The 13,192-nt window shown below is 36.0% G+C and carries 6 protein-coding genes; all 6 read right to left on the bottom strand.

Translation table 11 applies throughout. The features are described from left to right. Nucleotides 1–32: 32 nt before the first annotated feature. Entirely contained in the window at nucleotides 33–1,175 is a 1,143-nt protein-coding gene (locus LPB89_RS11445; RefSeq protein ID WP_230701928.1) for an acyltransferase family protein, read from the bottom strand. Nucleotides 1,176–1,312: 137 nt separating this feature from the next. After that, the gene (locus LPB89_RS11440) at nucleotides 1,313–4,453 is read right to left on the bottom strand and encodes a glycoside hydrolase family 2 TIM barrel-domain containing protein (RefSeq protein WP_230701927.1); all 3,141 of its coding nucleotides are present in this window, start codon (nucleotides 4,451–4,453) and stop codon (nucleotides 1,313–1,315) included. A 42-nt stretch (nucleotides 4,454–4,495) separates the two neighbouring features. After that, complete coding sequence (locus LPB89_RS11435) at nucleotides 4,496–5,374, bottom strand: inositol oxygenase (protein ID WP_230701926.1); 879 nt, start codon at nucleotides 5,372–5,374, stop codon at nucleotides 4,496–4,498. 1,230 nt (nucleotides 5,375–6,604) lie between these two features. Next, nucleotides 6,605–10,639 (bottom strand): two-component regulator propeller domain-containing protein, encoded by a 4,035-nt coding sequence (locus LPB89_RS11430; RefSeq protein WP_230701925.1) that lies wholly within the window; start codon nucleotides 10,637–10,639, stop codon nucleotides 6,605–6,607. Nucleotides 10,640–10,691: 52 nt separating this feature from the next. Continuing rightward, nucleotides 10,692–12,527, bottom strand: a complete 1,836-nt coding sequence (locus LPB89_RS11425; RefSeq protein ID WP_230701924.1) for a metallophosphoesterase — start codon at nucleotides 12,525–12,527, stop codon at nucleotides 10,692–10,694. Nucleotides 12,528–12,610: 83 nt separating this feature from the next. Then, entirely contained in the window at nucleotides 12,611–13,183 is a 573-nt protein-coding gene (locus LPB89_RS11420; RefSeq protein WP_230701923.1) for a hypothetical protein, read from the bottom strand. Nucleotides 13,184–13,192: the final 9 nt, after the last annotated feature.

Genomic DNA, 13,192 nt, shown 5'->3' with positions numbered 1-13,192 from the left:
TAGTTAGTAAAATGTATTTAAAATTTAATCTCTTAAATTTTTAGAAACCATTTCCTTTTATATAGAAAATAAAGTAAAAGAAGCTGTATGACAGTTACTGATAAAGCGGCAAATACAGGCTGCCAAATAAGCGGCAGAAAATTTATAAGTCCGCCAAAGACGTAATCTGCCGTATGTTTAAAATCTACTAAGCCTTCAGCAGCTATGTAAATTAAAATAGAATTTGAACCGATTAAGATTAAAGGAAATGCCCATTTATGAAAACCAAAAAGGTCAATTATCAAATAGAAAAAGACAAAAAACAAAATACTGAACCCTCCGACAAAACATACAAATGAACTTGTCCATAAATGTTTATTGATGGGAAAATTACTATCCCAAATCAGGCCTGCACTAATAAGAACTACAGCCGTAAGAGCCATTAAAAGCAATTTTACTTCTACCGAAAAAGCGCCTTTTGCTTTTAAAAATGTTCCTGTAAAAACGCCCAATAAGGCTGTCGCAATTGCAGGTATGGTAGAAAGTATTCCTTCCGGATCATAAACTTTACTGTGCAGTCTGCCCGGTAAAAACAGGCGGTCAATATAGCCTTCCAGTGATCCTTCTTTGGTCAAAACTCCTGCACCAAAATCGGGTACGGGAATCCATTTCATCGCGACATAGTAACCAATCAAAATACCGAAGAACCAAATTAGCTGTTTTTTTAGATCAAAATTTAAATATATGATCCCGGCTAAAAACCAGGCCAGACCAATTCTTCCTAAAACACTGGCAAAACGCGTCTGATCGAAACCATCAAATCGCAGCAATCCATTTACTACAAATCCCAGAACCACTAAAATACAGGTTCTTTTGAGCATTGACAGGTATATTTTTCGCTTTTCGTTACGCGGTAAATCTTTTGGCGTTTTTACTCCTGCCAAATGCATTTTTTTTTCAAAAGAATAAGGCATCGATACTCCTGCAACAAACAGAAAGACGGGAAAAATCATATCGTAAAATGTAATTCCATTCCATTCCGCGTGATGCAGTTGCGATGACATCCATAGAAAAACAGGAATTGGAGCTGTTTTTGCCAGAGCATGAATGATATGTTCTCCGCTCATAATCCAAAACATAACAAATCCGCGTAGCGCATCTAAAGAAATTAATCTTGCATTTGTAGTGTTACTCATTTTTTTAATATTCAGTGGTCAGTTGATAGTTTTTTTAGTATTCAGTCCCGGTTTTCAGTCGCAGTCCTTAGTCTCAGTTTACAGTCTCAGTTTACAGTCTCGGTTTATACTGACGACTGAGACTGTAACTGAAAACTTTAAAAAATTGGTTTGATAACAAATCCGTAGCTGTATTCATTATTTTTCAATAAATACTGTTCGTGTGGATATTCTCCCCAGCTATTGTCTCCACCTAAACCACGTTGGGCAAGGTCAACACAAACAACCACCTCTTTTCTTGGCGTAATATCGCTGGAGTGCAGGTTTTTCTTTGTCATTCCGCCATCAAAATCGCCTGGATAATTATTTAGAGTGCTCATACATAAAGGCTGCAGACCTTTTATCTCCAGGCCATTTCCTTTATTGCCTGACAATCTAAACCAGCGTATATCTGTTTTGTATCCATTTTCCTGTGGGCGTGTATAAGGCACATATTGGTCTGCAACCTTACTTTGGTAAATTCCTTTAAACGAGGCTGTATTTCTGTCTGAATAATTTTCTAAAGGTCCTCTCCCGTAATAATCCAGATTTTCAAAGTTTTCTTTTAAGACGAAAAGCATTCCAAAACGAGGCATTTCAGGCACTGGATTATTTCCTTTTTTATAAGAAGCAACAATCTCTAAAGCTCCATCAGTATTCAAAGAATATTTAATTGAATAATCAGAAAACACGTCGTTGAGTTTCATTTTTGCGACAATGCTTTTTTTGCTATTTTCTTCCATTACTTCAATATTTTCTAAAGTCAGGTTTTTACCGGCATTACGCCATACGTTCAGTTTTTGGGGCATTTTATTTCCAAAATCGTTATCTGTTGGCGCCCTCCAAAAATTAGGTTCGGGATATTGCTGAAAATATTCTTCGCCGTTTAAACTGTAATAAGAAATTAATCCTGTCTTTTTGCTGATTTTTACCTTTACATTGGCTGCAGTTAAAACAAAAGCATCTTTTTCATTTTCAATGGAAGCAGAAGTTGTTGCAGCTGTTTTCTCAAAATAATTTTCTCCTTCTAATGCGAATTGTTCCCTTGCAATTTCAAAATGCTGAGGCAGTAATTCAGAACCTGTTTTGGTGTATGCAAAAACATTCAGTAAATATTCTGTTCCTTCTTTTGACTGTAATTTTGGTAAATCAAGCTTAAACTGTTTTTTTGTTTTCGGCTCTAAAGCAACATCAATTGTTCCTTCTTTGATTACTTTTCCGTTTTCTAAAACCTCATATTTAAAGTTGTATTTATTAAGGTTTGTAAATCCGAAATCGTTTATAATTTCAATTACTCCGTTTTTGATATCCACAGCATTAAATAAAATATCCTGATATACTTTTTTTACTTCAAATGCCCCGGGATGTGGTGTCCTGTCAGGAAAAACAAGTCCATTATGACAAAAATTTTCGTCATTGAGATAATTCTGGCTTCCCATATCACCACCATAAGCCCAATATTTTCTGCCTGCTTCATCCGTTCTTTCAAATCCCTGATCTACCCAGTCCCAGATAAAACCACCCTGCATATTTTTGCTTCCGCGAATGATATCCCAGTATTCCTGAAAATTACCGCTGCTGTTTCCCATGGCATGCGAATACTCACACATGATATACGGACGGCTGACTTCTTTGCGCGCCGCGTATTCTTTCATGTAAGCAATGGTTGGATACATCGGACACACAATATCTGTGTTTTCGTTTTCTTTTGCCTGCTCAAACTGAACTAATCTTGTATTATCTCTTTTTTTGATCCATTTATAGGCTTCATGAAATACGGGGCCATTGGCGCTTTCATTGCCTAATGACCAAATAATTACCGATGGAGCATTTTTATCTCTTTCAACAAGACTATAAATTCTATCCAGATGTGCTTCTCTCCATTCCGGAAGATAACCCGGATTTGTTTTTGGATTCATCCAAATTAGAGGCTGCCCCTCCACTCCCATTCCATGGCTTTCGATATTGGCTTCATCCACCAAAAACAAACCGTATTTGTTACATATTTTTACCCATAAAATATTGTTTGGATAATGACTGCAGCGTACTGAATTAATGTTCAGCTGCTTCATCATTTTGATGTCTTTCATCATCGTGGCTTCGTCCTGATAATGTCCTGTTACCGGATTATGTTCGTGGATATTAACACCATGAACCATCACTCTAACTCCGTTTACCAGTAATTGCCCGTCTTTTAATTCTACTTTTCTGAATCCGATTTGAGTGGAAACGGTTTCTACAATGTCTCCTTTTTCATTTTTTAAAGTCAAAAGCAAAGTGTATAAATTTGGCGTTTCACTGCTCCATAATTTTGGATTGGATACATTTTGAGAAAAAGAAATGGTTTCAATTTTAGATGCTTCAAAATTGACATTGAGTTCTTTTGCAAATACATTTTTTCCCGAAGCATCAACTAGTTTTGCAATCAATTTTTGATTGTTAACAGCCGCTGCAGTCAGGTTTTTTAAACTTACTTCTACATTCAGGCTTCCGTTTTTGTACTTTGCATCTAAGTCTGGTCTGGCAAAAAAATCTGAAATACGGACATTATCTGTGCTGTATAAATACACATTTCTGTCAATTCCGGAAAGTCTCCAGAAATCCTGATCTTCCAGATACGAACCGTCACTCCATCTGTAGACTTCTACGGCCAGATCATTTTTCCCGGGTTTTAAATATTTAGAAATATCAAATTCAGCCGGGCTTTTGGTGTTTTCGGTATATCCTACTTTTTCACCATTCACCCAAATATACATGGCGGATGTTCCTGCTTCAAAATGAAGAAAAACATGTCGGTTTTTCCAGTTTTCAGGCAGTACAAAATCTTTTTTATAGGACCCGACAGGATTATCCCAATGATTGATAAACGGTGGATTTTTTTCGAAAGGATATGTAATATTGGTATAAATTGGCACACCGTAACCATTCAGTTCCCAATTGGATGGTACCTGAAGTTCGTTCCAGTGCAACGTACTGAAATCTGTTTTATAAAAATCCTTTGGGCGCTGATCCGGTGTTGGTGACCAGGAAAATTTCCATTTACCGTTTAAAGAAAAGTACCAGGGAGAATTTTCGTATTTATCGCTTATCGCAGAAGTTTCATCTGCATAAGGCAGAAAAGCAGCACGTGCCGGTTCTCTGTTAATTTGAAACACCTGAGGATTTTCCCAGTCATTACGATCCTTGTCCTGAGCCAAAACTAAAGTTCCGCAAAGCAGCAGCAGGGGTACTAAAAGTATATTGATTTTGGTTTTATGCATTATTTTGGTTTTAGATAGCCTTCAAATGAAATTTTTGATATTCTAGAACTTCAATTTCTCCGGTAAATATTTCGCCACTAATTCTTTATAATAAGGAAGCAATTCTTTTACATCTTGCGTAACGGGAGCTTTAGTATACAAATCGTACGGATTGAATTTTTTAACCCAATCAAACATTTCTATGTCTTTTTCATTCATTAAATGAGCATAAGCATTTTCTTTATGCTGTGAATAAAAGGAATGATAACGAATCATGTATAAAGCCGGATCCGGAAGATAATCTTTCATGATCTGATATAAATATTCGTCATGTCCCCAGCTCATTTTTACATTATCCAATCCGCAGTTTTGGGTGTAAACACCAAATTTGGTATTGAATCTTTGATCTGTATAATCGGGGTTTTCTTTAAAAAATTCGGAATAAACAATTTTATCTGAATATGCACAGCCCACCGGAAATGTATCGCCCACAACTGCCCACTGAGGCTCTCCAAACAAACATAAAATTTTACCCAGGTCATGAATGAAACCCGTCAGCACAAACCAATCCGGATGACCATCTGCCCGAATCGCTTCTGAAGTCTGCAAGAGGTGTTGTGTCTGATCTAAATCTATATCCGGGTCACTGTCGTCTACAAGTGTGTTTAAAAAATCAACCGCTTCCCAGATTGACATTTCTTTTTTATTGAATTGTAAAAACTCCTGCTCTTTGCTGCATACAAAATCATAAGTCTGATACGTATGGTTTATTCTGTAAAACTCCTTAACTGTTTCCAGTCTTTCCGAATCAACATAATTTCTGAATTCTTCTTTTTGCTTCTCCGGTATACTTTCTGAAGGATCAGGATATCGCAATAACAAATCATCTTCCCATTCATCTAAATTATTCAATGGGTTGTCTGTATCTATATGCTTTTTCATAATGCTGAAAAGTTTAAAGTTATATGACAAAAATAGAATTACCTGTACCGTTCAAAATGGACTAATACATCAAAAACATGGAGGATTTTTATTATTGTAGGATTTTTACAATTGTTTAGGTGATTATTTTGATGTGTTCCCTAGGTTTCAATCACGGGAGACATAGCAGGAGAAAATTAGATTATGGTTATATATTGCGTTCCCACGGTTGAAACCGCGGGCAATGTTTTGAATATTGAAATGAAAGATTGAGGAATAGAAGTTCAAATATAGCCCGTGGTTTCAACCACGGGGACATCGAAGGAGAAATTAGATTATGGATATATATTGCGTTCGCACGGTTGAAACCGTGGGCAATGTTTTGAATATTGAAATTAAAGATTGAGGAGTCGTATTTCAAATATAACCCGTGGTTTCAACTATGGGGACATCGCAGGCGAAATTAGATTATGGATATATATTGCGTTACCACGGTTGAAACCGCGGGTAATGTTTTGAATATTGAAATTAAAGATTGAGGAGTCGTATTTCAAATATAACCCGTGGTTTCAACCACGGGACATCGCAGGAGAAATTAGATTATGGTTATATATTACGTTCCCACGGTTGAAACCGCGGGCAATGTTTTGAATATTGAAATGAAAGATTGAGGAATAGAAGTTCAAATATAACCCGTGGTTTCAACCACGGGAGACATAGCAGGAGAAAATTAGATTATGGTTATATATTGCGTTCCCACGGTTGAAACCGCGGGCAATGTTTTGCATATTGAAATGAAAGATTGAGGAATCGAAGTTCAAATATAGCCCGTGGTTTCAACCACGGGGACATCGAAGGAGAAATTAGATTATGGATATACATTGCGTTCCCACGGTTGAAACCGCGGGCAATGTTTTGAATATTGAAATTAAAGATTGAGGAATAGAAGTTCAAATATAACCCGTGGTTTCAACCACGGTGACATCGCAGGAGAAATTAGATTATGGATATATATTGCATTCCCACGGTTGAAACCGCGGGCAATGTTTTGAATATTGAAATTAAAGATTGAGGAATCACATTTCAAATATAACCCGTGGTTTCAACCACGGGGACATCGCAGGAGAAATTAGATTATGGATATATATTGCGTTCCCACGGTTGAAACCGCGGGCAATGTTTATGTTTCAGGATATCTTTATCAAGGTTTAAAACTGTGACAAAGACTGGCTACGATATTCAAAAAGGAAATTAATTGATCAGCTTACTTGGTGGGAAACCAAACTGTTTTTTAAAACATCGACTGAAATATAAAGGGTCATTAAAGCCAACTAAATTGGTTACTTCAGAAACATTATACTTTTTACTTTTGAGTAATTCTGCTGACTTTTTTAAACGAATGGTTCTAATAAATTCGTTTGGAGCCAAATCGGTCAGTTCCTTAATTTTTCGATATAATTTTGAAGAACTCACGCCCAATTTATCGCATAAAAACTCTGTGGAAAGATCCACTTCACTTAAGTTATTATTGATTAAAGTAGTCACTTTTTCCATAAACTCTTCATCAATTGGAGAATGTGTCAGCATGCTGATCTTCCCTTCTACTTCGCCGGAGAATTTTTGTTTGAGTTCTAATCTTGATTTGATAATATTTTCAATAACCGTTTTAAGCAATAACGGCTCAAAGGGTTTTACCAGATAGCCATCGGCTCCCATGTCATATCCTTTTACTTTATCTGTATTTTCAGCAAGTGCCGTGAGCATTACAACCGGAATATGACTGATGAATTCATCATTTTTAAGTTCCCTGCAAAATTCCAGTCCGTCCATAACGGGCATCATGACATCAGCGACGCATAAGACGGGTTTAATTTGCCGACAGATTTTCAAACCTTCTTCACCATTTTCTGCATCGTAAACTTTATAATAATCGGACAAATAGTCCACCAGATATTTTCTAAGTTCACTGTTGTCTTCAATCACCAGTATTTTCTCTTTAAGATCGGTATTCTGAATGATTTTCTTAGCTGCTTTTTCAGGAATAAGCATACTTAGATTGTCATTTTTAAGTGCATATTCAAACACTTCCTTAGGCTCGTAAGAATCACGATCAATAGGAATTTCCACCCTAAATGTACTTCCTTTCCCCGGTGTGCTCTCTACGGAAATTATTCCTTTATGAATTGCCACTAAAGATTTTACCAGCGACAAACCTATACCCGATCCGGTATTATTGGCTTTACTGTTTGTGGCCTGATAAAATCGCTTAAAAATTTTATCCTGACTTTTTAACGGAATTCCAATTCCATCGTCGGTTACTTCAATCACTAGAATGTCTTCCACTGTAGCTTTCAGCCGGATATACAAATCGACATTTCCATTTTTATTGGTAAACTTTAAGGCATTTGATAATAGATTGTATAGAATCTTATCATATTTGTCATTATCCAGCCAGCCGTTTATTTCATCGTCTTCAGAAATAAAATTGAGCTTAATCTTTTTATCATAAGCCATTTCCTTAAAGGAGTCAAAAATATTTTTCGAATAAGCCAGAATATCGGTTTTAGTCACTTTAAGTTTTAATTCGCCTGATTGTGCTTTTCTAAAATCCAAAACCTGATTTACCAGATTCAGTAACCTGCTGGCATTTTGATAAATCAGATTGTATCTGCTTTTTTCATAATCGGTTGCGTTGTTACTTTCATCCAGCAACTGTTTGGCCGGACCTAAAATAAGCGTTAACGGCGTTCTTAATTCATGCGAAATATTGGTGAAGAAGCGTAATTTTTCATTGTTCAGCTTAATATCATGCTCCCGGTTTACTTTCTCTGTAAGCAGTTCCTGTTTTAAACGGATTCTGTTCTTTATTTCTTTTCTGATGAAATAAAAAACACCAAATAAAAGTGCTAAAACCAGTAAAAAAGAGGTCGGCGTCAGCCAGAACGGGGGCAGAATTTTTATTTTATAAGAAACCGCTTTGCTCCAGTATCCGTCACTGTTACTGGATTTTATTTTAAAGACATAATTTCCGGGGTAAAGATTGGTATATTGCACTATTCTTGACGTACTGTTAGCCGTAATCCAGTGTTTATCAAAACCTTCCAGCATATATTGAAACTTATTCAGCTTTTCATTTGCAAATGAAGGAGCCGAAAACTGAATCGAAAAATTGCGGTTTTTATGAGTAAGTTCTATCTCCTTTCCATAATTCAGATCTTTTGAGAGCGGAATTTCCCCATTGATTTCCATTTCCGGAAATACTTCTTCGTTCTGAATTTTAAATTCGGAAATAACAGGCAACGGCGACCACTTATTTCTTTTCATTGCGGGCGGTGAAAAAGAAATGATACCATTTTTACCTCCCAGAAAAATATTAGAATTATTAAAGTAAAAAAAACCACTTGAACTGAAAACGTCCAATCTGTTACCACTGTTCACGTGGTAAATACTAATATCTTTTAAATTAGATTTAACGAAAGCAATATTGTTGTTATTGATATTCAGCCATAAATTTCCGTTTGCATCTGACAAGAGATCAGTAATCCATTTACCCGATAGTTCCTTAAGATACTTTACGGGTTCAAATTCGTTCTTTTTCGGATTGTATAAACAGAGTCCAAAACGCGTTGATGCCCATACTTTACCTTTTGCATCCACCAAAACATCACTTACATTTTCATCATGGGGCACTCCTTTTTCTTTGATAAAAAGGGAGGAATAGGTTTCTATTTTTCCCGAATTGATATTGTATTTTACAACGCCTGTTTCTGTAGCAAACCATACATTTTTTTTGGCGTCTTTTTCAATCGCATTAATCTGAAAGTCGGGCAAAAGTTTACCCGAAGTTTGTACCTGCAGTGTTTTGGTATTCAAAATTACTGCGCCTTCCCCAAAAGACCCCACTATCATCGAATCGTCTCCAATCTTTCTAAAGGCAAAAACGGGCGATTTTTCAAATCCTGTCTTTATTTCTCTGGAAGAATTTGTGAGGTAATTGTAAACTAAAATAGTACCGTCCCAAAGACCACAGTAAAAAATCTTTCCATTATCAGAATAAATACTGGCGATATCTTTTCCGGTATTGTGCAATGGTGTTGAGCCTTTTGTAGTAGAAATAAAAAGCCCGTTGTGATAGGTTGCCACAATCACTTTTTCGTCATACGTTTTGGCAAAACCTCTTATACGCGGCGCCTGATTCCCTATGGAACGTGATATATCTTTGTTTAAAGTAAACTGATTTTCGTAAGGATCGTACTTATCCAATCCGTCCTCTGTTCCAATCCATAAGACTCCGGAAGCATCAAAATAAAGGGCTGAAATTAAATTATCGACCAGTGAGGTGTCATCTGATAAAATGGAATAATACCATTTGTAATTTCCTTTTTGAATGTCTTCTAATTGATTGCAAACGAGTAATCCGCCTAAAGTTCCCACCCAGTATTTCCCGTCTGAAGCGCGGGCAACGGATAAAAAATACGGGCCTAAAGCACCCCTAACCTGTTTGTTTTCTATATATAAATTAACAAACTGATCGGTGGCCTTGTCCAATTTATATAAACCTTCCCGGGTGCCGACAAAAATATCCGATTTGGCGTCTTCGTAAATAAAATTAAGATATGGATTTTTTATATTTGAATACGGAACAGAAAGCATATAAGTATTAATTCGTACGATTGCTCCTTTTGCATCCATAGTAATTTTTGCTACACCTGATTTTTCATAACTTCCAATCCAGATATTTCCTTTTTTATCTTCAAAGATTTCTTTGACGTAATCGAAACCTTTAAGCTTAATTTTTTCGAATCGGTTTTCTTTCAAAAAGAACAAATACACCCCTTTTGTTTTGGTACCAACCCAGACTCTTTTGAATTTATCTACATAAACGGATCTCACCTCATCGTCAGGCAGACTATTCGGATCTTCGTTTTTATGAAAAAAAGTGGTAAAAACATGGGTATCCATTTTGAAAAGAGTCAGTCCTTTTCGGGTGCCAATCCATAAATGATCTGATTCCTCATCCAGTTCCAAAGCTGTTATGTCATCGTTGTACAATTTATTCTTTCCGGGAGTAGAACCCATGTAGTTTTTGAATTGATAACCGTCAAACCGATTTAATCCTGAGAATGTTCCAAACCACATGAACCCTTTTTTATCCTGCACAATATGGCGCACAGAATTATGAGACAATCCGTTATTGTCATTATAGTGTGTGAATTTTATATTCTGTGAATAAGAATGATAAAAAAGGACAAAAAACAAGAATAGGATGAAAAATCTTTGTCTCATGGAAATAAATTATAAATGCAATTTAATCTTTTTGATTTAATAAATATCAAAATTATTTAACAGATAAATTATCAATTTTGTTATTTTTCAAATCAATCTTAAAATGATCCGAAGGCTCTCCATTCATGGTTTTCAAAAATATTGAAGCCCATAAAACCAGTTTTGTATCATTTGATTTCTTTAACTGCCTGCAAACCAAATCATATTCCTTTAATCTATGATTTCCAATTTCTGAAATTGCCAGTTCATCTGCGTTTTTTAGGCGGTAAAAATCAAAAATCATATCAAAACCAGTCCATGATTCAAAATCGGAAAGAGCCAGAAAATCTGATTTCAAATCTGTATCAGTTTCTGAAGTGTTTTTATTTATTTCTAATAAATCTTTACCTGTAAGATTTACAATTGATTTTAAAAATTCTGCAGGAAAATCTTCCGGTAAAAATCGCAAACGAACCAGTTCCTTTAAATGCCAGTTTGTAAATTCTCTGTAATCTTTTGCCTTTAAGATTTCTTTATTCCAAATAGCATCATTTTTACTATTTTGAAGATGCGTATATTCTTCTTCATAAAAAGGAAATAAACTGCTGAAATCAGCCACATTGCCCACTACAACCGTTTCCACTTCAAGTTCAGAATGAGAATGAATGGTCAATATTTTATAAGCCGGCAGATAAGCGGCCAGCGAAGGTGTCTGGATATTAAACAAAGTATTCCCTTTGGCGGAAGCTCTCACTCCCGTATCGTTAATATGCATATGTCCGCCAAAATGAATCTGAATGCCCGCATCTGCAAATTGCTGCGCCACTGCTTCATCAGGAACTCTTTGCAATTGCATTTTATCGGCTCCAAAAAGCTGTTTCAATTCCGGCGATGCATTGTCATTAAATTCAACCATCGGATAATGGCTAAAAGCAATCAGGATTTTTCCGTTTTTCCTAGCTTCTGCGGACACCTTTTTAACCCAGTTTAATAAATGACTCTTATAAATAAGAACGTTATTATAACCTGTATTGGCTCCCGAAAAATCATTCGGATTATCGGATTCTCCTGATAATTTCCCGTTCGGAACATAAGCATTCGCATCAATTGCCAACAGCCAGATTCCTTTAATTGGTTCAACCAGATAACTCGCATCCGGAAGAAACAGCTTCGTATTTTTAATAGCATACGTTCTTTTTTCTAAAACAGCTTCTTTTTGTGCTTCTTCAAAATTATAGTGCTCGTAAGTGTAATTAGAAAAAGGCGTTTCCCAATACAAATCAGTCTTTTTTGGAAAAAAACCAAAATCTCTCATTTCGTGAATAGTTTCCTTATAACCCCAGTTTTTTATATCGGCTGTGATAATGGGTTCCAGTTCACTTTTACTGGTATTAAAATTGTTTTTAGAACTGCTGATAATCTGCTCTTTTCCGTCTTTGCCTAAAAAATCGGTTTTAACGGCATCCTGAGAAAATGGTCTTACAACATCATGATTACCAGTAGTTACAAAAAAAGAAAGACCGTGTTTTTGGGAATATTCATTGAGTATTTTTCTCAGGCGGCGTACGTGAACGGGCTGTCCGTCGTCGCTGAAATCACCCGGAAGCACAACTTGCCTGATGCCTCTTTTTACAATGTCATTCAGGGCTTCTAAAAAGGCAAAATAATTTTCATTGAAAATTCTGGTGGAATGCAGCTGGGAATTCATGGTTCTGATGCTGGCGTATTCGCCCGTCACCGGATTTTTGATTCCCTGATACTTGTTGTCTTCAAATTTGGCAAAAATATCCTGTAAATGAACATCGGCGATAAAAGCGATTTGTACATTTTTCTCCTTGAAATGTTGTTCTGTTTTACAGGAAACCAGCACTAAAAGAAGCAAGGAACCACAGATATTTTTGAATGACATTGTTTGTTATTTTGATCGTATACTCTAAACCTGAGAGGTTCTTAAAACCTGTCAGTACTGATATCCCTTAACTATTTCTTTTTTTAATTTATAGTATCCACTACTTTCACTAAAGTAAAATTTATCCCTAAGGGATTCTTTTTTATTTTACAAATTAATGGAAACTCAGGATTTTTTACGATCCACATTTCGGTTTCATCGATTTGTGCGATAACGTGTAAAGCATCTACAAATTTTCCGTCAATTGAAACGCCCTCTTTATCTTCGTTTTTGTCCAGCACATAAGTTGTGTTATTATACACAAAAGAATTGTTTTTGACTAAATCCTGATAAGCGGACTGCGAAATCATAAAAAAAGTTTCTGTTGGTTTTAAGTTTAAAACAGGTGCATATTCTCCCTGATTGAAACTTAAGGCATTACCGTTTTTCACTGCTTCGGGAAGCATCACTATGCTGCTTTTCACCCCCCTTGTTTCCAGTTTGAAAGTCAGCTTATGGTCTGCCGTTTCAGCAGTAAGCTGCAAGGTTCTGGTCTGTCCGTGAAGTTTGCAGACATAGTGCAGTTCTGTATTATTTTTTAGTGTAGGAATGTAAGTCTGTGCTGTTCCTGTTCCATAAAATGATAAAAACAGAAATACTAAAATTATATTTTTCATCTTGCTCAT

Source organism: Flavobacterium sp. ENC (genome assembly GCF_020991415.1).
In the GTDB taxonomy this organism is placed as follows: Bacteria; Bacteroidota; Bacteroidia; order Flavobacteriales; family Flavobacteriaceae; genus Flavobacterium.
This window is presented reverse-complemented; position numbering and strand designations above follow the sequence as displayed.

Excerpts from the sequence above, each read along its gene's own strand:
- LPB89_RS11435 (WP_230701926.1), bottom strand. The coding sequence starts at position 5,374 with ATGAAAAAGCATATAGATACAGACAACCCATTGAATAATTTAGATGAA.
- LPB89_RS11440 (WP_230701927.1), bottom strand. The coding sequence starts at position 4,453 with ATGCATAAAACCAAAATCAATATACTTTTAGTACCCCTGCTGCTGCTT.
- LPB89_RS11420 (WP_230701923.1), bottom strand. The coding sequence starts at position 13,183 with ATGAAAAATATAATTTTAGTATTTCTGTTTTTATCATTTTATGGAACA.
- LPB89_RS11445 (WP_230701928.1), bottom strand. The coding sequence starts at position 1,175 with ATGAGTAACACTACAAATGCAAGATTAATTTCTTTAGATGCGCTACGC.
- LPB89_RS11425 (WP_230701924.1), bottom strand. The coding sequence starts at position 12,527 with ATGTCATTCAAAAATATCTGTGGTTCCTTGCTTCTTTTAGTGCTGGTT.
- LPB89_RS11430 (WP_230701925.1), bottom strand. The coding sequence starts at position 10,639 with ATGAGACAAAGATTTTTCATCCTATTCTTGTTTTTTGTCCTTTTTTAT.